The following is a 23,339-nucleotide window of genomic DNA, read 5'->3' on the forward strand; positions in this document are numbered from 1 at the left end:
ACGCTCTGATCGGGCGTTGGTCGCAGAGTAAGCGCACTACGGCAAGTCGGTGAAGCCCGTATCGGTAGAGGTGATCGGTTGCGGTGAAGTCCGCTTACCGCTCGTCGCGGCCTTCGGTCCGGTCGTCGCCCGTCCTCTAGGCGCGGCGACCTCCAGGCACCAATGTAGTCATCAGCAAGCAGCGAGCACAGACGGGATCTTGAGGCAGACGATGGACATTCCAGCGACGCACTCGCGGCAGGAGGGTGACGGAACCCCGCACGTTCCGGCGCTCGCCGACCGCCGTCGTTGGTGGCACGTCGACTGCCGCGATGTCGCCAACGCGCATCGGAGCCTGGCCGTGCTCGTCAATCGGGACAAGGTGGTGCTCGTCGGACCGCCCGGCCACACCGCGGAGCTCGAAACCCGCGGTGCCGGTCAGTTGTCGATGGCGTTGCGGGATGCCGCAGCGCAGGCGAGAAAGTGACGGTGGAGTCTCATGGACGAGGTCCTGGGGCAGGTGTTGCGAAGCGCGGTGCGTGAGCGGCTCGATGTGCTTTCCGAGCTCGCCGACCACGCGGACGCCACCTCCCTGCTGTCCGTGGCGCGCTCCGAACTCCCGCGGCTGACCGCGGGATGGCGAGCGCTGCTCACCGCTCACGAAGCCGACGAGAAGGGCAACTGCCCGGAGTGCTCAGGACGACGACGTCCCACGAAAGCACCGTGCACGGTGTGGGAGTCGGCCTACGAGCACCTGGTGGCGGGCGCCCTCGCACCCCGTCCCGCACGGCACCTGCGACCGGCGCACGCGCTGCAGCCGGCCACGCCGGTGCCGTAAGCCGGCGGACTCGGCCCCGGAAACACAGCACCTCCTCCCCGACCCGGGACGCCGAGCAACCGCCAGGTGGCGGCCGATGAGCGCTTAGTCGCGAATCCCCGACCCCGGCCAACGCGAGTCGGCCGCCACCAAGCTCCACACAACAGAAGACTTCCGCGGGCCGGTGCTGACGCACTCCCCTCCCCCCGACCGGTACCGGTCCGCGGACTCCAACCACTCCGGATCACCGTTTCCCCGGACGGCCCGGAGCAGGAAAAGCCCCTGGACGCGAAATCCCCGACTCGCGCCCAGGGCCTTTCCATTTTTTGAGGTGGTGCCGGTCCCGGTGCCGGTCAGGTGACGGATCTGGCTGTGCGGAGCCTGGTTCCGTCTACTGACAAGACTCCGTGGTCCCTTTGCTTGGCGGTGCCAGAAGCGGAACCTCAGACGCCCTCTGGCTCCGGGATCCGAGACTGATGTATGCCAATACACGGCGCTACGGCTGTCCTCACCAGAGAACGTCTGAGAACCCGCGGCGGTGCAAGCGTCTTAGGTGGGGTACTGCGAAAGCGCCTGCGGCGCTTGCCTGACGGTGGTCGGTTACTTCCGCCGCAGACGAGCCTTCCTCAAGAACTCCTCGTCCAACCGCAGCCCGGTGCGAACCGAAACCCCGCGCTGAACGGGAAAAGTGGACTCGATCAGCTTGGTCCGATCCGCTGGAACCATCGCCCAGGGTTGGCGTGGGCCGAGCAGCGGCGAGTAGACCGGGACGAATCCCTGGTCCTGCAAGGAGATCGCGAAGTCGATGGCGACGTGCCCGCGCGGGTCTAGGACTCCGGTGCCCTGCCAGGGGAGCAGGCCGGAGCCGCCGAGGTAGGTGAACCCGAGGCAGCCCTGGCGGACCGCGCTCAGCGTCAGCCGGACGCGGTGCGGGAACATGCGCTCGTAGCCGAACTCCTCGTCGACCTGCATGGTCGCCATGTAGCGGATGACGGTGTGCCAGGCGCGGCGCAGGACGGCGCGGCGGCCTTGGCGGACTTCGGCGGTGGTGCTGGGGTCGGTGACGTTGTAGATGTCGGTGTAGAGCGCGGCCGACCACTCCATCCGGTCGGTGCCCGCGGGAACGGTCACCGGGACCGAGTACACCAGCGACATCAGGATTTCCCGGAACAGCCCGATGACGTGCGGCGCGAAGTCGGTCTCGGACCTCGACCAGTCGTGCACGGCTTCGAGGGTGCGCAGCGGGTTGTCGGTGATGTCGAACTCGCGCAGCCGGTCGCTGAGCAGCTTGCGGTAGTCGGCGATGCGGCGGGTGCGTTCGGCGGGCAGGCCGGGTCCGAGCCGCTGCTCGGCGACCTCGTCGATGTCGGCGACGGTGGTGCGGTCGCCGATGCCGACGAGGTCGACGTATTCGCGCAGCTTGCGCTGGTACGCGTCGGCGATCGCGGCGGGCCGGCTCCGGAAGTGCCTGCCGTCGGTGAGGATGTTGAAGTGCAGCCCGGGCGGGTAGACGGTGGCGACGGCCCGCTGCATCTCGCGGAGTCGGGCCATGGCGCCGAGTTCGGCGAGGTCGGGCAGCGGTCCGGAGGCCTTGAGCCGGTTGAGGCACTGCTTGACCGGGAAGCCGAGCAGCACCACGTCGATGGGCCGGCCCGCCCGCACCGGGGTTTCGGCGTCGCGGAGCAGGTCGGCGAGCCGGTAGTTGGCGCGGGAGCCCTTGATGAACTGCTTGCGGGTGAGCACGTGGTGCAGCGCGGCCAGGACCCGGTCGACGTCGTCCGGGTGCTCGTCGACGCCGAACTTGGCGGCGGCGCTGCGGCCGGTGCGCAGCGCGGCGCGGTCGGTGTCGGCGAGGATCGAGTTCACGATGGACTGCGTCTCGGACTCGGTGAGGTGCACGGCCCAGCGCCGGGAGATCCGGTTCCGCCGGAGGGCGCCGATCTGCAGCTCCTCCAGCGAGTGCGTGTTGGACAGCTTCGGGCCGCCGGGCGTGCTGGGCCGGGTCTCGAAGGTGGTGATCACGGCGGCGCCGTCGGCGACCGGGTCGTCGGGGCGGCGTTGCGGCGCGAGGCCGGGGATCTCCACGGCGACGGGCAGCGCATCGGGGAAGTCCTCGCGCACCGCGGTCCGGTTCTCGGGTTCGTCGTCGAAGACGGCGACGACGTCGAGCCCGCCGAGCGCGCGGAGGCGCTCGGCCTTGACCTCGGCGATGGGCCGGGCCGCCTCGTCGGGCACGACCAGCAGCGTCGCGTCGGGGACTCCGGCGTCGGCGAGCAGGTCGGCCGTGACGTCGCGGAACCGCTCCTTGCGGGCGGTGCAGAACACCACCTGACCACCGGCGTCCTGCACGTCCCAGACGAAGCGGGCCAGTCCGGCGTTGACCCGGTCGGTGCCGAGGCGTTCGCGCGGCCGGGATTGGAAGGCGCGCAGGAAGTCGCCGCGCAGCGCGTCCCAGTCCACGCCCGGGTAGCGCTCGCCGAGCCCGCTGGCGCGCACGAAGTTCTCCCAGCTGCCGGGCGCGTGCGTGGGCAGCACCGGGAGCGTGGCGGGGCCGGCGAGTTCGAGGATGCCGGCGGGCGCGCCGGGGCGGGGTCCGGAGATGGCGCGGGTGGCGTCGGCGATGCGCTGCAGCGGGATCAGCCCGCACAGGTCGACGTCGATGACCACGGCGGGTCGCGGCGCGTCGGGGTCCCACCGGCGTCGGCGGGTGCCCTGCTGGACGCGGTCGAGGACGGACTTGAGCACCTCGTCCTGGCTCTCCGGGACGGTGTGCGCGTAGCTCTGCAGCGGCTGTTCGCCGGAGAGCAGTTCGGCGGTGTGCGGCGCGAGGTAGCGGAGCTCCTCGGCGGTGACCCGGCGGACGGCGTCGCGCACCTCGCAGGCCCGGTCGGCGCCGCGGAGCGCGGCGAAGCCCTCGCCGAGCCGTTCCAGGGTGCTGACCAGCGCGCGGACTCCGGTGGTGACCTCGGCGCGGCTGGGTTCGGCGGTGATCCGCTCGTGGTCGGTGACCACGATCCGGCCGGTGGCCTGCAGCTCGGGTGAGAGCTCGACGGCGAAACCGGTCTCGTCCAGCGCGAACAGCCCGAGCCCGTGGGTGTCGAGGGCGCGCCGGAACACCCGCAGCAGCGGGCGGACGAGGTGTTCCAGGAAGTGGTCGAGCTCGTCCTCGCGGCGCGTGAACCGGTTGTCGAGCACGACGCGCAGCAGCTGCGGGGTCCCGTCGGCCCCGGGGTGCAGCAGCGCGTCGAGGTCGGCGGCGATGGTGCCGCCGGGGTGCCGGGGGTGCGCGGGCGCGGGGTCGACGACGCGCAGCAGCGCGGTGCTGCCGGTCCCGGTGTCGACGACGGCGCCGGGCACGGGCTGGGTGGCGCAGTGCATCCGCAGCTCGGGGTCGCCGGCGACGACCGCGGCGAGGCGTTCCCAGCTGCGGAGTTCGCGCAGCGCGCGGTCGCGGGAGTCGACGGCCTGCACGCGGACGGCGCGTTCCCGCCGTCCGACGGTCACCCGGGCTTCGGGGAACGGCACGGTCGGGCCGGTCGCGGGGCCGTGCAGCGAGGCAAGCACCCGGTGCGCGAGTTCCCGGTCGGTTCCGGTGAGCAGGTCGACCTGCTCGGCCGGGACCTCGGTGATCTGCGCTGATCGGGCGGGTTCCGGGTCGAGCGCGCCGGTGAGCCGGTTCAGCCAGGCGGCGTCGAAGACCCTGCGGGTGCGGCGGAGCCGGACCAGCGCGCGGTACAGATCGGCCCAGGTGGCGGTCTCGCCGAGCCGGATCCCGGTGCCGATGCCGGCGAGCAGCAGCGCGCCGTCGGGTTCCTGCTCGACCCAGAGCCCGTAGCCGCCCGCGGTGAGCAGGTCGTTGGCCTCGGCGACGGTGAGCGCGCGCCAGGGACCGGGGGCCGGGATCTCGGCCACCGCCCAGTCGTCCTCCAACAGCGGCAGGTCCGCCTCCACCTGTCGGGTCGTCGCAGCACCCCGGGTCGTCACGGTGTCCCGAGCCGTCACGGGGCCGTGCGGGTGATCTCGGCACACCGGCGAGCGAACCCCGGTACGGCAAGCAGACGTGGGGCAGCCGTGCAGTAACCCACAATGACCCTTCTGTCACGGAGAATGACGACTCTCGTCACACTAGATAGCGACCCTCCGCGTTGACAACATGACTCAATGCATACCGAAATCCTGTAACGCTCACGGATCACCGGGCCGAGCAGCGTTTTCACCCGCATGGGATGTAACACTGGACGAAAATCAAGCAACGCCCGTTGAATTCACCCCTTCGCCTGACGGTGTCGCGGCATGTCCGGAACGCACGGATGTCGGCTCAGCAGCAGACTGGTCGGCACAACTCCAACCAGGGAGGCGCATTGCCTGCAGAAATAGCCCCGCTGCGGCGCAAGCCCGTGCAGCAGCGGAGTGCCCAGCGAGTGGAGAAGATGCTGGCCGCGACCGCCGGCTTGATCGACGAGGTGGGATACGACGGATTAACGACCACCCTGATCGCGGAACGTGCGGGTGTCGCGGTCGGATCGCTCTACCAGTTCTTCCCGGACAAGCGCGCCGTCGTGCAGGAGCTGACGTTGCGCAACCTGGACCGGTTCGTGCGGACCGTGTCCAGCCGCTTCGAGCAGCTCGAGCTGGCGCACTGGTGGGATGCCGTCGACGCGGTCTTCGACACCTACCTGACCATGCACCGCGAGGTCCCGGCGTTCAGCCGGCTGCACTTCGGGGACGTGGTCGACCTGCGCCTGCTCGACCCGGGCAAGGACAACAACGCGGTCATCGCGGAGAAGCTGACCGGCCTGATCGCCGAGGAGTTCCAGCTCGACCCGGCCGATCTCGCTCTCCCGCTGACCATCGCGGTGGAGGCCGCGGACGCCGTCCTGCACCTGGCGTTCCGCCGCGATTCGCAAGGTGACCAGGCGATCCTGGCCGAGGCCAAGGACCTCGTCCGCGGTTACCTGTCCAACCGGATCACCGAAGAACAACGGGTGACCTCGACGCCGATCGGGCCGACGGTCGTGTCGAACTACCCGAACGACCTGCCCTCACCCCGGTAGGTCGGCACCTCTTCGACGGCCGAGCTCCCCACGCTCACCAGGCGGCCGTCGACCAGGTGGTACCGGTTGAACCGCTCCGCGAGCTCGCCCGCCTTGGCGTGCCGGAACCAGACCCGATCACCGATGCGCAGGCCGCGCGCCGCCGCACCGGACACCGGCGTCTGCACTTCGCCCGCGCCCTCGGTTCCCAGCAGCCCCAGCCCTTCCGGCCAGTGCGGCGCCGGAACCCGGTCCGCGCCGGGCGGACCCGACGCGATGTAGCCGCCGCCGAACAGCGTCGCGATGCGGCGAGCCGGCCGGTGCACCACCGGCAGCGCGTAGAGCACCGCCGGACGCGGCCGGAAGCCGCGGTAGCCGTCGAACAGCGTCGGGCCGATCAGCCCCGATCCCGCCGCGACCTCGGTGATGACCCCCGCTTCTCCCGCGGTCCGCTCCAGGCTCCCGGTACCGCCGCCGTTGACGAACTCCAGGTCCGCGACCTCGCGCACCGCCCGCACGATCGCCGCGCGCCGCTGCGCGAGCTCGGCGGCGGAGCGGCGCTGGATGGCGCGCAGCAGCGCCCCGCGCAGCGGCCTGCCGGGCGGCGCGTCGCCGAGCCCGGCGATCTGACCTTCGTAGGCCATCAGCCCGACCAGCCGGAATCCCGCGCGGCGCTGCGCGGTCTCGGCGAAGCGCCGGACCTGCGCGGGGCTGTGCAGCGGTGAGCGGCGGGTGCCGATGTGCACGCCGGGCAGCGGTTTCCAGGACGCGTCGACCTCGGCGCAGAGCCGGATGTCGGGCCGGTCCGGTCCGACGGCGGCGTCGATGAAGTCGAGGTGATCGGCGGAGTCGACCATGATGCTGATCGCCGCGGCGGCCGCCGGGTTCGCGGCGAGTTCCCGCAGCGCGGCGCGGTCCGCGGTCGGGTAGGCGACGAGGAGGTCGTCGCTGAGCCCTTCGCCGTGCAGCCACAGGGCTTCGGCGAGGGAGTAGCACATCAGGCCGGAGTAGCCGTCCATCCGCAGCGCGCGGGCCAGGAGTTCCCGGCAGCGCACGGATTTGGTGGCGATCCGGATCGGCACACCGGCCGCGCGGCGCACCATGTCCTGGGCGTTGTCGTCGAAGGCTGCCAAGTCCACCGCGGCGAACGGTGGCTCGATTTCGCTGGTGATCTCGTCGATCCGGCGCACGCCCACAACCGTATGCCTAGGGGCTTGTTATGTGAATTGGTTTCACATAACTTCAGCCCATCGCGCCGAGCACCTCACCCGTTGGAGCGCGCCACCCTCTTGGAGGCCCGGCATGCAGCGTGATCTGGCCCCCCGCGATCGGGTCCCCGGCGATCCGGCCACCGCACGGCCGTGGACCAACTGGGCCCGCACGGCCACCGCGCGGCCGGCGCGGACCGCGACCCCGCGCGACACCAGCGAAGCCGCCGAGGTCCTCGCCGCCGCGAGCCGGCAGGGCCTGCGGGTGCGGCCGATCGGGTCCGGGCACTCGTTCTCCGCGGTCGCCTCACCGGGATCCGGTGTGGCGCTGGACCTGCGGCACTTCTCCGGGATCATCCACGCCGATCCGGGGACCGGGCTGGTCACGGCGCACGGCGGCACACCGCTGCACGTGCTCAACGCCGAGCTCGACGGGCTCGGGCTGGCGATGGCCAACCTCGGCGACATCGACCAGCAGACCCTCGCGGGCGCCATCTCCACCGGAACCCACGGCACCGGAGCGGGTCTCGGCGGCCTGGCCACCCAGGTGGAGGCCCTGGACCTGCTGCTCGCCGACGGTTCCGAGGTGAGCTGCTCGGCGGAGGAACGACCCGAGCTGTTCGCCGCCGCGCGGCTCGGCCTGGGCGCTCTCGGCGTCATCACCACCGTGACCCTGCGCTGCGTCCCGGCTTTCACGCTCTCGGCCGAGGAGGGCCCGGCGCCGCTGGAGGACGTGCTCGCCGACTTCGGCGGGCTGGCCGAGGCCAACGACCACTTCGAGTTCCACTGGTTCCCGCACAGCCACCACGCGATGGTCAAGCGCAACAACCGGCATCCGGGACCGCCGCGCCCGCTGAGCCCGGCGCGGCACTTCCTGGAGTACGAGGTGATGGAGAACCGCCTGTTCGGCGCGATCTGCGGGGTCGGGCGCGCGGTGCCGCCGCTGGTCCGGCCGCTGAGCCGGTTCTGCGCGGCGACCTGGTCGGCGCGCTCCTACCGGGACCGCTCCTACCGGGTGTTCACCACGCCGCGGCGGATCCGCTTCGTCGAGTCCGAGTACGCCTTCCCGCGCGAGGTGGTCCCGGACGTGCTGCGCGAGCTGCGGGCGGCGACCGCGCGGCTGGCCGACCCGGTGATGTTCCCGGTGGAGGTGCGGGTCGCCCGCGCCGACGACGTGTGGCTGTCGACGGCGTACGGGCGCGACACCGGCTACGTCGCGGTGCACCAGTACCTGGGCATGCCGTACCGGGGCTACTTCGACGCGTTCGAGTCGATCGCCCGGGACGCGGGCGGGCGACCGCACTGGGGGAAGATGCACCGGCTGGACGCCGCGGCGCTGTCCGGCCTTTACCCCCGGTTCACCGAGTTTCGGCAGGTCCGCGAGGCGGTCGATCCGCGCGGGATCTTCCACAACGCGTACCTGGAGCGCGTCCTCGGGCCTGTGGATAACCCGAACTGATTACGCCGCCGCGGCCCGCACCGCATCGGTGATCGCAACGTCACCGTTGACGAGTTCCAGGGCCCGTCCGACGGTCCCCGTTTCGGGCAGCAGGGCCGCCAGCACGGCGGCCACGTCGCGGCGGGTGACGGCGTCCCGGCCGACCTCCGGCGCCAGCGTCACCCGGCCGGTCGGCTCGTCGTCGGTGAGCCGTCCCGGGCGCAGGATCGTCCAGTCGAGATCGCGGCCGCGCAGGTCTTCCTCGGCGGCCCGCTTGGCGTCCAAATAGGCCCCGAACACCGGGTCCACGTCGGGCGGGTTGGGGGTGCGGGTTCCCATCGAGCTCACCTGCACGAAGCGCCGAATTCCGGCCTGCTGACAGGAATCCGCGAGCAGCACGGACGCCCCGCGGTCCACTGTGTCCTTGCGCGGGGCACCGCTGCCCGGGCCCGCCCCGGCGAGGAACACGGCGGCGTCCACTCCGGACAGATGCCCCGCCAGATCGGCCGCCGAGAGCGACTCCATGTCCAGCACGAGGGGCTCGACCCCGTCGGTCTCGAGGTCGGCGGCGTGGTCGGGGTTGCGGATGATTCCGAGGACCTGGTCGCCCCGCTGGGACAGCAGCCGGCCGAGCGGCCGAGCGATCTTCCCGTGGGCTCCGGCGATGACGATGCGCATGCCTCCACGGTAGGCCCGGAGGCGCTCCTCAACCGTTTCAGCGCGGCCTGTGGACAACTCGCCGTTCCTGGGGATAAACCACCTGTGGACACACCTGTGGACAACTCGGCGAACGGTTCAGCGGACGGAGCCCCGCCCCCACGCTGCGCGGTGCGTGGTTGGGTTCGGGCGGGTCTCCGTCCGCTCCTTTCCCCCTCCAGCAGGCTTTCCCCCACCCGCCGGTCGGTAGGTGCAGTTCCAGTTGAAGCCCCCCGGTCCAACTGGAACTGCGCCCCCCAGGGGCCGGTCAGCTGCGCGACGGCGCAGGCGCTTCGGCCGCCAGCAGCTGCTGGTAGACCACCTCGTTGACCCACCGCGAGACGGCGGTGTGCTCCACGGGCGGCGCGTCGGCGAAGCTGTGCCCCGGGAGTTCCACCCGCACGTCGTCACCGTCGCAGCTGAGCACCGCGATGCCGAACTGGCGGGCGCGGATCAGGCAGGTCTCGGCGAAGTCCGGGGCGACCGCCACCGAGCGGGGCACGACGATGGCGGCGTCGGCGAAGCGCGCGAACGGCACGGCCGCGGTGAGCGCGGTGCGCCAGTGCCGGGCGGGCGCGAGGAAACCGGTGATCCGGGCGGCGGCCGGCGGTACCCGGCCGTCCATCTCGGGCCAGACCCAGGTGGCGATCTCCGCGCGGTCGAGCACCGGCCCGCTGCCGAAGACGAGGCGTTCGGCGTGGGCGTCGGGGACCAGTTCCGCGGTGGCGATGATCTGCCGTCCGAGCAGCTTCACCGGCGGCAGCGTGCTGCCGGTCCACCCCAGCGCGTCGACCGATCGCTGGGCGAGCCGGCCCACGGAGGCGGCCAGCCCCAGCGGCGACCGGACCTGCGTGGTCGAGCAGGCTCGGAGCTCGTCTTCGGACCAGGCTTGTCCGGGAATTCCGGTCACAGCGTTCCGCCTCCCTCGGCTACGTGCACTCCGCGTCTTCGGCTCCTCCGGCACCGTCGGGGTGGTCGCCGGTGCGGGAGCCATGTTGACTAAAACAGCTCCGAGGGGGTTCTGCGCTGCTCATCGGGGGTCGCTGCGATCGGCGGCGGGCAGCTGTCGGTGACCGGTCGACGAATGACATGGACGCTTCAGCCCAGCGATGCGGCCAGACGGGTGATCGCTACCCGACACCCGCACGACTACGCCTCCCATCCCTCATTCGTGGTCAGGGAAATCGGCGCATGATATCGACGCCGGTCACACGACCTGCACAAATGTACAGTTGACGGATTATTCGCCCGGTAAGCGGAAGATTATTCACCGATGAAGCGCGTCGAGGTTGACCCGTTCGCCGTCAGCCAGCCGCTGCCGGATGCCGTCGGCCGCGGGCAGCAGTGAGCGGACGAGCCGGGCGACGTCCGCGCGGACGCTGTGGGCGACGACTCCGAGGGCCGCGACGACGGTTCCGGCGGCGTCCTGGACGGGCACGGCCACCGAGCAGTTCCCGAGGGTCATCTCCTCGTTGGCGGAGGCGTAGCCGCGGGAGCGGACGCCTTGGAGCTCGCGGCCGAGCCTGCCGGGCTCGGTGATGGTGTAGGCGGTGTGCCGGGTGAGGCCGCTCTCGCAACAGGAGTGCAGCACCGTCGCGGGCGCGTGCGCGAGCAGCACCTTGCCGACGCCGGTGGCGTGCAGCGGCAGCCGCCCGCCGGTGCGGGAGATGATCGGCACGGAGCGCGGGGTGGTGAGCTTCTCCACGTACACGGCGTCGTGCCCGTCGCGCACGGCCAGGTGCACGTTGTCGTGGGTGGTCTCGCACAGCTCCTGCATGTAGGGCAGCGCGGCTTCGCGCAGCCGCCCGCTGACGGGGGCGAGCAGTCCGATCTCCCACAGCCGGAGCCCGATGACGTACCGCCCGTCGGAGTCGCGCTGCAGCGCTCCCCACAGCTCCAGCTCCCGCACCAGCCGGTGCGCGGTGGCGAGCGGGATGTCGGCGCGCTGCGCGATGGCGGTGAGCGTGAGCCGAGGGTGCTCGGCGTCGAACGCGGTCAGCACGCTCAGGGCCCGAGCGGTCACCGACCGCCCGGGATCACGACTGTTTCCCGCCACGAGGCACCTCCGAGCGACGGCCCAACCCCCAGCCGGACACCCCCACCCCAGCACAAGACAAACAGAACACCAAGAAAGATCACGAAAAGATTTCGCCCAACGCTGAACCCCCCCATGACAAACCGCACACCCAACCGAAGAGCCGAAGAACCAGACGAGCAGCAGAGCAGGAGGAGGAGAACGAGAAGAAGGAGGCAGAGGAGGAGCCCGACGGCGAAGCCGAGCAGAAGCCTTACGTGAGCAGGCCGAGCGGAAAACAACCGCAACGACCAGGAAGAACGAGCCCAGCCGCACCGTGGAGGGCATGGGGGGTTCGACCCCCCAACACAATACGAAGAAGGCCCTCCCGGCGAAGCATGAGCCGGGAGGGCCTTCGAAGTGGGCGAGGAGGGAGTTGAACCCTCACGTCCTTTCGGACACACGGACCTGAACCGTGCGCGTCTGCCATTCCGCCACTCGCCCGTGGCACGATGAGAAGCTTAGCTTGCCGCTTTTCACCGCTGGGCACCGGGGTCGGCTTTCGCTTTTCCCTGCTGCCCTGTTGGCAAGAAGAACATTAGCACGGTCCCGAGAGGGGTCTGCGCAGGGGGGTCGGGAAGTTGGGAACTGGGCGGTGTCTCGGGCCGTTGGCCCAGATACGATGGTCAGCAGGAGTCGTACGCGTGGAGGGATGTTGCCGTGGGCCTCGTGCAGCGCTTTGAGCGCCGGATCGAAGGCATGGTCGGCAATGGCTTTGCGCGCGTGTTCGGCGGGAACGTAGTCCCGCAGGAAGTCGCCCAGTCCTTGCAGCGCGATGCCGAGCTGAAGGTCCGGGAGCTTGCCGGTGGACGGTTGCTCGCTTGTAACCACTACGTTGTGCAACTGAGCCCGTCGGACCATGATCGGCTCACCGGCGATGAGGCCCGGGTGACGGACCTCCTCGCCGACTGCGTTCAGGAGCATCTCACCGAGCAGGGGTGGGACACATATGGTGACGTCGTAGTCTCCCTGGAGCGCTCTGAGACGCTGCACACGGGACAGTTTCGAATCAGTTCGACCGTCGACCCCGACGTAACGCGACGGCCGACACAACCGCGTACCGCAGGAGACCGACCCATGAGCCAGCCACCAGGCCACTACCCCCAGGGAGATCCGTACAACCAGCAGGGGCAGTACGGCTACGACCAGGGATACGGCCAAGGCCAGGACCCCAACTACGGCTACGGCCAGCAGCCGGGTTACGACCAGGGTTACGGGCAGCCCCCGCAGCCCGGTTACGATCAGGGTGGCTACGGCCAGCCGCCGCAGCCCGGCTACGACCAGGGCTACGGGCAGCCCCCGCAGCAGCCCGGGTTCGACCAGGGTTACGGCCAGCCCCCGCAGCCCGGTTATGACCAGGGCTACGGCCAGCCGCCGCAGCAGGGCTTCGACCAGGGCTACGGCCAGCCCCCGCAGCCGGGTTACGACCAGGGCTACGGGCAGCCGCAGCAGGGTTATGACCAGGGCTACGCACAGCCCGGGTTCGACCAGGGCTACGGCCAGCCGCAGCAGGGCTTCGACCAGGGCTACCCGCAGCAGCCCGGTTTCGACCAGGGCTACGGGCAGCCGGGCGGTGCCTACCCGCAGAGCGCCCCGGGCGGTTTCCCGGACCAGGGCGGCTACGGCCAGCCCGGCGGCGGTTACCCGCAGAGCGCCCCCGGCGGTTACCCGGCCGGCGGCCCGCGCGGTCAGATGACGGCCACGCTGCACCTGGACGACGGTTCGAACCGCTCGTACACGCTGCAGCACGGCTCGAACATCATCGGCCGCGGCCAGGAGGGCCAGTTCCGGCTGCCCGACACGGGGGTCTCGCGCAAGCACATCGAGATCACCTGGGATGGTCAGAGCGCGATGCTGGCTGATCTCGGTTCGACAAACGGCACCACGGTGAACGGCACTCCGGTGCAGACTTGGCAGTTGGCAGATGGTGACGTGATCAGGGTCGGGCATTCGTCCCTGGTCTTCCGCGCCCAGCAGGGCTGAGCGCGGTTCGCCGATCCCCGTTACGAGTAGGAGCGTTCACAACAAGTGCCGGAGCTGATGATTCAGCTGACCAGAGCAGGGTTCCTCGCCCTGCTCTGGTTGTTCGTGCTGGCTGCGCTTCGCGTGGTTCGTTCAGATCTCTACTCCGCGTCGGGGATGCGCGTCCCGATGCCAGGTGCGAGTCGGGCCCCGGGCAAACCCCGGGGCAAGAGCAAAGCGCCTCGCCAGATGGTGGTGACGCACGGCGCTCTCGCCGGCACGCGCATTTCCCTGGACGGCCGGCCGATCCTGATCGGCCGAGCCGATGACTCCACGTTGGTGCTGGACGACGACTACGCGTCGACCCGGCATGCTCGGTTGTCGCTTCGCGGCTCCGATTGGTACGTGGAGGATCTAGGCTCAACCAACGGCACATACCTCGATCGGGCGAAGGTCACGGGGCCGACCAAGGTTCCGCTCGGCGTTCCGATCAGAATCGGCAAGACGGTGATCGAGCTGCGCTCATGACCCTCGTCCTTCACTACGCAGCCCGCAGCGACCGCGGCCTGGTGCGCTCCAACAACCAGGACTCGGTCTATGCCGGCCCACGACTACTCGCCCTCGCGGACGGCATGGGTGGACATGCCGCCGGTGAGGTCGCCAGCAAGGTCGTCATCGCGGCGTTGGCGCCGTTGGACGACGACGAACCGGGTGACGACCTGCTCGGACAGCTCCGCGGTGCGGTGCTCGACGGCAACAGCGCGATCGCCGAGCTGGTGGCCAACGACCCGGAACTGGACGGGATGGGCACCACCCTCACCGCTGTGCTGTTCGCAGGCAGCAAGCTGGGTCTGGTGCACGTCGGCGATTCCCGCGCCTACCTGGTCCGCGACGGCGAGCTGACCCAGATAACCCACGACGACACCTTCGTGCAATCGCTGATCGACGAAGGCCGGATCACCGAGGAGGAGGCCGCCAACCACCCGCAGCGCTCGCTGCTGCTGCACGCGTTGACCGGCCACGAGGTGGAACCGAGCCTGGCGATCCGCGAGGCTCGCGCGGGCGACCGCTACCTGCTCTGCTCGGACGGCCTGACCGGCCCGGTGAGCACCGAGACGATGGCGGAGGCCCTGCGCATCCCGGACCCGCAGCAGTGCGCGGACCGGATGATCGAGCTGGCGCTCAAAGGTGGCGGTCCGGACAACGTGACCGTGATCATCGCCGACGTCGTCGACGTCGAGTTCGGCGACGACGCCCCCATAGTGGGGGGTGCGGCGGGAAATGGCGATGAGCATCCGCAACCCGATTCGTCGGCGGCGCGCGCGTCCGCGGTGACCATGCCGCGGCCGCAGCCGAAGCGTTTCGAACCCACCTCACCTCCGGCGGAGCAGCCGCGCAAGCGGCGCTGGCTGACCTCGCTGCTGGTGACCTGCGGCGTGCTCATCGTGTTGGCGGCTGTCGCGCTGGTTGGGCGTTGGTGGGTGCTCAACCAGTACTACATCGGCACGAACAGCGCCGATGAGGTCGTGATCTACCAGGGCGTTCAGGGCTCCACGCTGGGCGTGGCGCTGAACTGGCAGGTCGAGACCTCGTGCCCGCCGGACTCGGCCAAGGACTGCCAGCCGATCAAGCTGGACGACCTGCAGGAAGCCCAGCGTCCGGACGTGCGCAACGGCATCACCGAGGTCAACGGCCTCACCGAGGCGCGGGAGGCGATGCGGCGGCTGCGGATGACCGCGCTGCTGCCGGAGTGCGCCACCCCCGAGCCCTCGGTGCCGACCGTGCCGCCGTCGGTGCCGGGCCAGCCCGTCCCGGGCTCCCCGACGCCGGGTGCGCCGCCCACCGGTGCGCCGACACCACCTCCTCCGGGCCAGCCCTCGGTGCCGCCCACCCCGGGTGCGCCGGTGCCCGGCCAGGCCCTGCCGCAGGACCCGTCCGCGGCGGACGCCACGCCGCTGCAACCGGAGGAGCCGAAGCCGGGCGTGAACTGCCGGACGGTGAGTTGATGTCCGAACCGGCAGCTACGTCCGGAGCAGTCAACGGGGCCCCCCGAGTGAACACTCGGCGGGGCACCGAACTGTTCATGCTCGTTTTCTCCGCGATCATCGTCACCGCGGCGCTGGTCGTGGTGGAGCTCTCGCAGGAGCAGACCGTCACCCGCGAGCTGCTGTTCTACGGGCTCGCGTTCCTGGTGCTCTACGGTGCCGCGCACTACGGCGTGCGGTACTTCGCGCCCTACGCCGACCCGCTGATCCTGCCGCTGGTGGCGCTGATCAACGGGGTGGGCCTGGTGATGCTGCACCGGCTGGACCTCGCCCCGGTTCCCGGGGCGCCGTACACGCCGAAGCAGATCCTGTTCACCACGGCGGGCGTCGTGCTGTTCATCCTCGTGCTGTGGCTGGTGAAGGATCACCGGACGCTCGCGCAGTACGGCTACACGTGCGGTTTCGTCGGGCTGGCGCTGCTGGCGCTGCCCGGTGTGCTGCCGTCGAGCATCTCGGAGGCCAACGGCGCCAAGCTGTGGGTCAACCTGGGATTCATCTCGATCCAGCCGAGCGAGTTCGCCAAGATCCTGCTGCTGATCTTCTTCGCGTCGTTCCTGGTGGGCAAGCGCGAGCTGTTCACCACGGCCGGCAAGCGGTTCCTCGGCGTCGACTGGCCGCGGCCGCGCGACCTGGGCCCGGTCCTGGTCGCCTGGCTGCTGTCGATCGGCATCGTGGTGCTGGAGAAGGACCTCGGCACCTCGCTGTTGTTCTTCGGCATCGTGCTGGTGATGATCTACATCGCCACCGAGCGCGCGGTGTGGGTCGGCCTCGGCCTGACGCTGTTCGCCGCGGGCGCGGTGCTCGCGTTCAACCTGTTCTCGCACGTCCAGGTCCGGGTCAACACCTGGCTGGACCCGATGATGCGGGTGCCCGACGGTGACTCGGACCCCGGCTACCAACTGCGGACCGGCCTGTTCGGGATGGCGCACGGCGGCATCCCCGGTTCGGGCCTGGGCAACGGGATGCCGAACATCACGCCGCTGTCGTTCAGCGACTTCATCATCCCGGCGCTGGGCGAGGAGCTCGGCCTGATCGGGATGATGGCGGTGCTGCTGGTCTACGTGCTGCTGATGATGCGCGGGCTGCGCAGCGCGCTGGCGGTGCGCGACTCCTTCGGCAAGCTGTTCGCCGGCGGTCTGTCGTTCACCATCGCGCTGCAGCTGTTCGTCGTGGCGGGCGGTTCGACGGGCCTGATCCCGATGACCGGTCTGACGGCCCCGTTCCTGGCGGCCGGTGGTTCGTCGATGCTCGCCAACTACGTGCTGATCGCGCTGCTGCTGCGGATCTCCGACGCGGCCCGGCGCCCGCAGGCCCCGGCCAAGCCGAAGCCGAAGCAGGCGCCGATCGCCGAAGCACACACGGAACTGGTGGAGCGTCCCCGATGAACAAGCCGCTGCGCCGCGTGGCGCTGGCCATGATGGCGATGGTCCTGCTGCTCATGGGCAACATGACCTACGTCCAGGTCATCAAGGCCGACGAGTACCGCGACGACGCCCGCAACACGCGCACCCAGCTGGAGGAGTTCTCCCGGGAGCGCGGGCAGATCATCGCGGCCGGCCAGTCGCTGGCGACGTCCAAGCCGATCGACAACGACCGGTACAAGTTCCAGCGGACCTACCCGAACGGTCCGATGTACGCGCCGGTCACCGGGTTCTACTCGTTCTTCTACGGGTCGAACGGCATCGAGCGGGCCGACGACAAGATCCTCAACGGCACCGACGACAGCATGGCGTTCGGCCGCTTCTCGGACATGATCACCGGCAACGCCCCGAAGGGCGGCAGCGTCGAGCTGACCATCAACCCGGAGATGCAGCAGGTCGCCTACGACCAGCTGACCAGCAAGGGCTACCAGGGCTCGGTGGTGGCGCTGAACCCGTCGACGGGCGAGATCCTGGCGATGGTCAACGCGCCGTCCTACGACCCGAACCGGCTCGCGGGCACGGACAACGACGAGGTCGCCAACCAGTGGTCCGAGCTGGAGAAGGCCCAGGGCAACCCGATGGCCAACCGGGCGGTCTCCGAGATCTACCCGCCCGGCTCGACGTTCAAGCTGATCACCACGGCGGCCGCGCTGGAGAGCGGGTACACCCCGGACAGCAAGGTGCAGGACGCCGCCTCGATCACGCTGCCGCAGTCCTCGACGCCGCTGCCCAACTACGGCGGCAAGCAGTGCGCGGGCAACACCCTGACCGAGGCGCTGGCGCACTCGTGCAACACGGCGTTCGCCGAGATCGCGGGCAAGGTCGGTGCGGACAAGCTGCGGGAGACCGCGGCGTCGTTCGGCTTCGGCCAGGACCTGCAGATCCCGATGAGCGTGGCCAAGTCGGACACCGGCCCGATGGCCGACGGCGCGTCGCTGTACCAGAGCGGCATCGGCCAGCGCGACGTCCGCGTCACGCCGCTGCAGAACGCGATGATGGCGGCGGCGGTCGCCAACGGCGGCAAGCTGATGAAGCCGCAGCTGGTGAAGGCCACCCGCGCCCCGGACATGGAGGAGCTGGACTCCTTCCGCCCGGAGGAGCTCAACCAGGCCGTCTCGCCCGACGTCGCGAGCAAGATCCGGGACATGATGCTCCAGTCGGAGAAGTACACCAAGGGCTCCGGCAAGATCACCGGTATCGACATCGCCTCCAAGACCGGGACCGCGCAGCACGGCGACCCGGATGACAAGCCGCACGGCTGGTACGTCGCGTTCGCACCCGCCGAGAACCCCACGATCGCCGTCGCGGTGATCGTGGAGAACGGCGGCGACGAGGGCGCCGAGGCCACCGGCGGTTCGCTGGCCGCCCCGATCGGCCGGGAGGTCATCCGGGCCGGTCTGCGAGGGGGTGGCTGATCCGTGCTGACCACCGGCCAGTTACTCGCCGAGCGCTATCGCCTCGGCCGCCGCATCGCGGTCGGCGGCATGGGCGAGGTGTGGGAGGCGGTGGACGTCCGGCTGGACCGGACCGTGGCGGTCAAGGTCCTCAAGGCCGAGCTGTGCGGGGACGCCGAGTTCCTGCACCGCTTCCGGACCGAGGCCCGCACCACCGCGTCGCTGAACCACCCGGGCATCGCGGCGGTCCACGACTACGGTGAGACCGCCGCCGTCCCAGACGGTCCGGAGGACACCGCCTACCTGGTGATGGAGCTGGTCGAGGGAGAGCCGCTCGCGGCGATCCTGGCTCGGGAACGACGGATCAACACCGACCACGTGATGGACATGCTGGAGCAGGCGGGTCAGGCGCTGCAGGCCGCGCACGAGCGCGGCCTGGTGCACCGGGACGTCAAGCCCGGCAACATCCTGATCACCCCCGAGGGCAAGGTGAAGCTGACCGACTTCGGCATCGCCAAGGCGGCCGACGCGGCACCGGTCACCCGCAACGGGATGGTGATGGGAACGGCGCACTACATCGCGCCGGAGCAGGCGCTCGGCAGCGACGCCACACCGGCCAGCGACGTGTACTCGCTGGCGGTGGTCGGCTACGAGTGCCTGATGGGGCACCGCCCGTTCCTCTCGGAGAACGCGGTGACGGTCGCCATGATGCACATCCGCGAGATCGCCCCGCCGCTGCCGCCGGACGTGCCCCCGGCCGTGCGGGCGCTGGTCGAGGCGACCCTGGTGAAGGACCCGTGGCGGCGCTACGCCGACGGCGGGGAGTTCGCCTCGGCGGTCGCCGCGGTGCGCTCGGGCCGGCCGCTGCCGACCCCGTCCGCACTGGTCGCGCAGCAACAACAGCAACGACCGGTGGGCGTGCCCGGACCGGGGACCGGGGTGCACCCGGTGCCGCCGGGCTCCCCGCCGATGGGCAACACCTACCCGCCCGGGGTGATCCCACCCCAGCAGCCGGCACCCCACCAGGCGGCACCGCAACAGCAGCAACAGGTGCCGCAGCAGCAACCGGCGCAGCAGGCGGTTCAGCAACACCAGGTCTCACAGCAGCAGGTCGCGCAACAGCAGACCCCGATGCCGATGCCCACCGCGGGCGCGGCCGGGGCGATGGGTGGCAATGCTCACCGGCCGAATGCCAACACCAGGGTCGTCGCGTGGATTCTGATCGCGGCTCTGGCGGTAGTCTTGCTGGTCGCCATCGGTCTGCTCGCCTACTGGGCAGTACCCCGCTTCGACCTGGGCATGGCCGGACGCGGTCCGGTGGCCGCCCTGAGCCTGGATTCCACGAACGGTTTGGGACAGACTTCGCATCGGCAGGAACCCATGATCGGAATGCCTCCCGCGGGTGAGATGGGACGATCGTTGACAAGGATCGGAACGACGATTCGATGAGTTCACCTCGACTTCTATCCGACCGCTACGAGCTCGGCGAGACTCTCGGCTACGGCGGTATGTCGGAGGTGCACAAGGGCCGCGACACCCGTCTGAGCCGAGACGTCGCGGTCAAGATCCTGCGTGCCGACCTCGCCCGGGACCCCACCTTCCAGCTGCGCTTCCGCCGCGAGGCGCAGAACGCCGCGGCGCTGAACCACCCGGCCATCGTCGCGGTCTACGACACCGGCGAGACGGACTCCGAGAACGGGCCGCTGCCCTACATCGTGATGGAGTACGTCGACGGGCGGACGCTGCGCGACATCGTCAAGACCGAGGGGCCGCTGTCGCCCCGGCGGGCGATGGAGGTCATGGCGGACGCCTCGGCGGCCCTGGACTTCAGCCACCGGCACGGGATCGTGCACCGCGACGTGAAGCCGGCCAACATCATGATCACCCGCTCCGGCGCGGTGAAGGTGATGGACTTCGGCATCGCGCGGGCGCTGCACGACGGCCAGGCCGCGGTCACCCAGACCGCGGCGGTCATCGGCACCGCCCAGTACCTGTCGCCGGAGCAGGCGCGCGGCGAGGCGGTGGACGCGCGCAGCGACGTCTACGCCGCGGGCTGCGTGCTGTTCGAGCTGCTCACCGGGGAGCCGCCGTTCACCGGTGACTCCCCCGTCGCGGTCGCCTACCAGCACGTCCGGGAGGAGCCGCGCAAGCCCTCCGACGTCGTCCCGGCGACCCCGGCGTCGCTGGACGCGGTGGTGCTCAAGGCGCTGAGCAAGAACCCGGCCAACCGCTACCAGTCGGCGGCGGAGATGCGCGCCGACCTGGTGCGCGTGCTGTCCGGTCAGCGCCCGAAGGCTCCGATGATCATGTCGGAGGAAGAGCACACCGCGATGCTCGGCCAGGGCGGCGGCGCCACCGAGATGATCGGTTCCGGCAGGCACCGCTCGGAGGACGTCGAGGACTACCCGGCGGGCCCGCCGGAGCGGCGGCGCAGCAAGAACGCCGTGGTCGCGCTGGTCACGCTGGCCTGCGTGGCGGTGTTCGCGCTGGCCGCGTGGCTGGTCACGATGCTGGTCGGCGCCGGCGAACCGGACCGGGTGGCGGTGCCGAACCTGATGGGCATGACCGCCCAGGCCGCGAACGAGAAGGCCAAGTCCGAGGGCTGGATGGTGCTGCCGCGCTCGTGCCCGTCGAGCGAGGACAAGATCGGCTCGATCGTCCAGCAGAACCCGAACCCCGGGGCGCTGGGCGTCAAGGAGAGCACCAAGATCGAGCTCTGCGCGGGAACCGGGCCGGAGTCCACACCGGTCCCGGACCTGTCCGGCATGACCATGACCGAGGCGCAGCAGGAGCTGGAGAAGGTCGGCCTCAAGATCGGGTTGAACCCGGAGAAGGAGGAGACCTCCGACTCCTCGATGGTCGACAAGATCCTCGACTGGGACAGCAAGGGCACCGAGGTCGCCAAGGGCACCACGATCAACGTGGTCGTCGGCCAGGCGATCCCGCAGACGGAGGTCCAGGACCTGCGCGGCCAGCAGCTGGACACGGCCAAGGCGTTCCTCGTCGGCGCCGGGTTCCAGGTCAAGGTCGACCAGCGCGACTCCGACCAGCCAGCCAACACCGTCATCGACCAGTCGCCGTCCGGCGGGACCAAGGCCCGCACCGGTTCGACCGTGACCCTGGTGGTCTCCAAGGGCAACCAGATCACCATGCCGAACCTGGAGGGCATGTCGAAGGAGGAGGCCGAGTCCGCGCTGAAGGCCTCCGGCTGGAGCGGCTCGCTCAACGAGACCGAGCAGACGACCGGCGACTCCTCGAAGGACGACAAGGTCGTGGGCAGCTCGCCGCAGGCCGGTCAGAAGATCAGCAAGAACCAGTCGGTCACGATCTACGTGGGCAAGTACGACAGCTCGAGCACGAGCACCCCGCCGGGCAACGGGGGCGGGTTCTTCCCGTTCCCCTGATCCCCGGTGACGAGAGAGGGGCGGTGGCCGCGATGGCCACCGCCCCTCTCTTCTGTTCGGGTGGGTCAGCGCGCGGCGGCCGCGACCTTGCGCATGTCGGCTTCGAGCCGGTCGACGACGTGATCCGGGACCGGGTGGCCCGCCGAGGCCATCCAGTTGGCGAGCATCCGGTGGCCGCCGTCGGTGAGCACCGACTCGGGGTGGAACTGCACGCCCTCGATCGGCAGCTCGCGGTGGCGCATGCCCATCACGATGCCGGAGTCGGTGCGGGCGGTGACCTCGAAGTCGTCCGGGATCGTGTCGGACAGCACGATCAGCGAGTGGTAGCGGGTCGCGATGAACGGCTGCGGCAGCCCGGCGAACACGCCGGTCCCGGAGTGCTCGATCTCGCTGGTCTTGCCGTGCAGCAGCTCGGGCGCGCGCTCCACCGAACCGCCCCACACCGCGCCGATGGCCTGGTGCCCGAGGCACACGCCGAAGGCGGGCTTGCGCTCGGCGGCGCAGCGCTGGATGAGCTCCATCGTCCGGCCCGCACGGTCCGGCGTGCCCGGACCGGGGCTGAGCAACACCCCGTCGGCCGCGGCCACGTCGTCGTCGGTGACGGCGTCGTTGCGGCGCACCACGCACTCGGCGCCGAGCTGCGCGAGGTACTGCACCAGGTTGTAGACGAAGCTGTCGTAGTTGTCGACCACCAGAACACGCACCCCGTCAGGGTACGCGGTCCCGCCAAGGGATTTACCCGGTCAACCGGTGGTGACGTCGTTGAACGGCAGCAGCGGCTCGGCCCAGGGGAACACCACGAACAGCAGCAGCGCGACCACCGCCGCGACGAGCACCAGCGCGATCAGCGCCTTGGCCGGGAACGGGCCGGGCAGGTGCCGCCAGATCCACGCGTACATCAGCGCTCCTCCAGTTCCGGGGGCCGCAGGTCGGGGTGCTCGGCGACCTTGGGGTACTGCTTGGTGAGGACGCCGTGGATGATCATCCGCTCGCGGGCGGAGAACTCCGGGTTGCAGGTGGTCAGCGTGATCAGCCGGGTGAGCTGCTCGCGCGGGAAGGCCGCCGGGTCCAGGCCCGGGACCGGGTGGATCACCTCGCCCTGCGCGGGCTTGACGATGTGCCTGCCGACGACTTGGTCGTAGGGCGCGGGGATCGGCGCCACGCCCCGGCACCGCGGGTCGCCGCCGTGCCCGTTCCAGCCCGCGACCTCGTCGCCCATCGGCAGCACCCGGTAGACGTACCAGTGGGTCGCGGTCTCCACCACGATCGGCGCGCACGAGGGCAGCTTGTCCAGGTCGTTGAACGGCGCGCCGCGACCGATCCGGTGCCCGGCGACCGCGAAGTTGCCCTGCTCCCCCGGCCACGCCGTGCCGGTGTAGTGCCCGGGACCGCGCGCGAGGGTCTTGAGGTCGGTGCCCTCCAGCACGGTGAAGTCGAAGTCCGGCCCGAACTCCGGCAGGTAGAGCTGCGCGAACCCGGCCCCGTGCGCGGGCGGCGGTGGCTCGGCGATCGGGTGCAGCTGCTGGGCCTGCCACCGGTCGTGCATCCGGCCGGTCGCGCTCGCCTGGTCCCGCGCGGTGAACAGGTCCGTCACGTACACCACGTAGAACACGAACAGCAGCAGGACCAGGCCGGCGGTGATCATCAGCTCGCCGAGGACCCGGATCACCGCGCGCACCCGGTTGCCCTTCGGCGGCGGAGGCGACTGGGGCGGGCTCTGCACGGACGAAACCACGACGTTCCTCTCCGGTCACGGCTTTGCGAGGGGTGCTCGATCAGCGCTGTGATTACGTTAACGTGGTAGGTGGAAGAGGAGCCGTTCCGCCGCCCCTGGATCGGGTGATGTCGCGGGACGGCGGTGCCGCATC

Annotated in this window: 19 protein-coding genes and 1 tRNA gene; 11 read left to right on the forward strand and 9 right to left on the reverse strand. The window is 70.4% G+C overall.

All coding sequences use genetic code 11. The features are described from left to right. Positions 1–199 precede the first annotated feature (199 nt). Both BM424_RS18260 and BM424_RS18265 read left to right on the forward strand, forming a co-directional pair. A complete protein-coding gene (locus BM424_RS18260) occupies positions 200–466 on the forward strand; it encodes a hypothetical protein (protein WP_245775947.1) in 267 nt (88 codons plus the stop codon). A 12-nt stretch (positions 467–478) separates the two neighbouring features. Further along, on the forward strand, positions 479–817 hold the full coding sequence (locus tag BM424_RS18265) for a hypothetical protein (protein ID WP_093419512.1): 339 nt from the start codon (positions 479–481) through the stop codon (positions 815–817). Positions 818–1,396: 579 nt separating this feature from the next. On the opposite strand, the gene BM424_RS18270 is transcribed toward BM424_RS18265, so the two are convergent. Continuing rightward, entirely contained in the window at positions 1,397–4,747 is a 3,351-nt protein-coding gene (locus BM424_RS18270) for an L-tyrosine/L-tryptophan isonitrile synthase family protein (protein ID WP_093419514.1), read from the reverse strand. A gap of 479 nt (positions 4,748–5,226) precedes the next feature. Between BM424_RS18270 and BM424_RS18275 the strand changes: the two genes are divergently transcribed. Further along, a complete protein-coding gene (locus tag BM424_RS18275) occupies positions 5,227–5,850 on the forward strand; it encodes a TetR family transcriptional regulator (protein ID WP_245775975.1) in 624 nt (207 codons plus the stop codon). Here BM424_RS18275 and BM424_RS18280 read toward each other — a convergent pair. Next, positions 5,820–7,025, reverse strand: a complete 1,206-nt coding sequence (locus tag BM424_RS18280; RefSeq protein WP_245775948.1) for an amino acid deaminase/aldolase — start codon at positions 7,023–7,025, stop codon at positions 5,820–5,822. The two genes, BM424_RS18275 and BM424_RS18280, sit on opposite strands and share 31 nt — an antisense overlap. A 106-nt stretch (positions 7,026–7,131) precedes the next feature. Between BM424_RS18280 and BM424_RS18285 the strand changes: the two genes are divergently transcribed. Beyond that, positions 7,132–8,496 (forward strand): D-arabinono-1,4-lactone oxidase, encoded by a 1,365-nt coding sequence (locus BM424_RS18285; RefSeq protein WP_093419519.1) that lies wholly within the window; start codon positions 7,132–7,134, stop codon positions 8,494–8,496. On the opposite strand, the gene BM424_RS18290 is transcribed toward BM424_RS18285, so the two are convergent. From BM424_RS18290 to BM424_RS18305, 4 genes are all read right to left on the reverse strand, one after another. Continuing rightward, on the reverse strand, positions 8,497–9,153 hold the full coding sequence (locus BM424_RS18290; protein WP_093419522.1) for an SDR family oxidoreductase: 657 nt from the start codon (positions 9,151–9,153) through the stop codon (positions 8,497–8,499). It abuts the gene before it with no gap. Between the two features lie 286 nt (positions 9,154–9,439). Further along, the gene (locus tag BM424_RS18295) at positions 9,440–10,081 is read right to left on the reverse strand and encodes a hypothetical protein (RefSeq protein WP_093419524.1); all 642 of its coding nucleotides are present in this window, start codon (positions 10,079–10,081) and stop codon (positions 9,440–9,442) included. A gap of 357 nt (positions 10,082–10,438) precedes the next feature. After that, a complete protein-coding gene (locus BM424_RS18300; RefSeq protein ID WP_093419527.1) occupies positions 10,439–11,227 on the reverse strand; it encodes an IclR family transcriptional regulator in 789 nt (262 codons plus the stop codon). A gap of 379 nt (positions 11,228–11,606) precedes the next feature. Continuing rightward, positions 11,607–11,689: transfer RNA gene (locus BM424_RS18305), tRNA-Leu, on the reverse strand. A gap of 216 nt (positions 11,690–11,905) precedes the next feature. Between BM424_RS18305 and BM424_RS18310 the strand changes: the two genes are divergently transcribed. From BM424_RS18310 to pknB, 7 genes are read left to right on the forward strand one after another with little or no spacing between them, the layout of a single operon-like run. Further along, positions 11,906–13,228: an FhaA domain-containing protein gene (locus tag BM424_RS18310; RefSeq protein ID WP_093419529.1), complete on the forward strand. Its 1,323-nt coding sequence runs from the start codon at positions 11,906–11,908 to the stop codon at positions 13,226–13,228. Between the two features lie 45 nt (positions 13,229–13,273). Beyond that, positions 13,274–13,735, forward strand: a complete 462-nt coding sequence (locus tag BM424_RS18315) for an FHA domain-containing protein FhaB/FipA (RefSeq protein ID WP_093419532.1) — start codon at positions 13,274–13,276, stop codon at positions 13,733–13,735. Continuing rightward, positions 13,732–15,213: a PP2C family serine/threonine-protein phosphatase gene (locus BM424_RS18320; protein WP_093419535.1), complete on the forward strand. Its 1,482-nt coding sequence runs from the start codon at positions 13,732–13,734 to the stop codon at positions 15,211–15,213. The genes BM424_RS18315 and BM424_RS18320 overlap by 4 nt, the downstream gene beginning before the upstream one ends. After that, positions 15,213–16,637, forward strand: coding sequence for an FtsW/RodA/SpoVE family cell cycle protein (locus tag BM424_RS18325; protein ID WP_093419537.1), 1,425 nt, complete (start codon positions 15,213–15,215; stop codon positions 16,635–16,637). Before BM424_RS18320 ends, BM424_RS18325 begins: the two co-directional genes overlap by 1 nt. Further along, positions 16,634–18,088, forward strand: coding sequence for a peptidoglycan D,D-transpeptidase FtsI family protein (locus BM424_RS18330; RefSeq protein ID WP_093419540.1), 1,455 nt, complete (start codon positions 16,634–16,636; stop codon positions 18,086–18,088). The genes BM424_RS18325 and BM424_RS18330 overlap by 4 nt, the downstream gene beginning before the upstream one ends. A 3-nt stretch (positions 18,089–18,091) precedes the next feature. Next, on the forward strand, positions 18,092–19,516 hold the full coding sequence (locus tag BM424_RS18335) for a serine/threonine-protein kinase (RefSeq protein WP_093419542.1): 1,425 nt from the start codon (positions 18,092–18,094) through the stop codon (positions 19,514–19,516). After that, on the forward strand, positions 19,513–21,471 hold the full coding sequence (gene pknB, locus BM424_RS18340) for a Stk1 family PASTA domain-containing Ser/Thr kinase (RefSeq protein ID WP_093419545.1): 1,959 nt from the start codon (positions 19,513–19,515) through the stop codon (positions 21,469–21,471). Before BM424_RS18335 ends, pknB begins: the two co-directional genes overlap by 4 nt. Before the next feature lie 65 nt (positions 21,472–21,536). On the opposite strand, the gene BM424_RS18345 is transcribed toward pknB, so the two are convergent. From BM424_RS18345 to BM424_RS18355, 3 genes are read right to left on the reverse strand one after another with little or no spacing between them, the layout of a single operon-like run. Continuing rightward, positions 21,537–22,175: an aminodeoxychorismate/anthranilate synthase component II gene (locus BM424_RS18345; protein WP_093419547.1), complete on the reverse strand. Its 639-nt coding sequence runs from the start codon at positions 22,173–22,175 to the stop codon at positions 21,537–21,539. A gap of 39 nt (positions 22,176–22,214) precedes the next feature. Next, a complete protein-coding gene (locus BM424_RS28920; protein WP_093419550.1) occupies positions 22,215–22,370 on the reverse strand; it encodes a hypothetical protein in 156 nt (51 codons plus the stop codon). Continuing rightward, positions 22,370–23,194 (reverse strand): class E sortase, encoded by an 825-nt coding sequence (locus BM424_RS18355; protein ID WP_245775949.1) that lies wholly within the window; start codon positions 23,192–23,194, stop codon positions 22,370–22,372. Before BM424_RS18355 ends, BM424_RS28920 begins: the two co-directional genes overlap by 1 nt. Positions 23,195–23,339: the final 145 nt, after the last annotated feature.

Origin of the sequence: Saccharopolyspora flava, from assembly GCF_900116135.1 — a bacterium.
GTDB classification, from domain to species: Bacteria; Actinomycetota; Actinomycetes; order Mycobacteriales; family Pseudonocardiaceae; genus Saccharopolyspora; species Saccharopolyspora flava.

Coding starts and splice junctions, on each gene's coding strand:
- BM424_RS18265 (WP_093419512.1), top strand. CDS start 479: ATGGACGAGGTCCTGGGGCAGGTGTTGCGAAGCGCGGTGCGTGAGCGG.
- BM424_RS18275 (WP_245775975.1), top strand. CDS start 5,227: ATGCTGGCCGCGACCGCCGGCTTGATCGACGAGGTGGGATACGACGGA.
- BM424_RS18285 (WP_093419519.1), top strand. CDS start 7,132: ATGCAGCGTGATCTGGCCCCCCGCGATCGGGTCCCCGGCGATCCGGCC.
- BM424_RS18290 (WP_093419522.1), bottom strand. CDS start 9,153: ATGCGCATCGTCATCGCCGGAGCCCACGGGAAGATCGCTCGGCCGCTC.
- BM424_RS18320 (WP_093419535.1), top strand. CDS start 13,732: ATGACCCTCGTCCTTCACTACGCAGCCCGCAGCGACCGCGGCCTGGTG.
- BM424_RS18325 (WP_093419537.1), top strand. CDS start 15,213: ATGTCCGAACCGGCAGCTACGTCCGGAGCAGTCAACGGGGCCCCCCGA.
- BM424_RS18330 (WP_093419540.1), top strand. CDS start 16,634: ATGAACAAGCCGCTGCGCCGCGTGGCGCTGGCCATGATGGCGATGGTC.
- pknB (WP_093419545.1), top strand. CDS start 19,513: ATGAGTTCACCTCGACTTCTATCCGACCGCTACGAGCTCGGCGAGACT.
- BM424_RS28920 (WP_093419550.1), bottom strand. CDS start 22,370: ATGTACGCGTGGATCTGGCGGCACCTGCCCGGCCCGTTCCCGGCCAAG.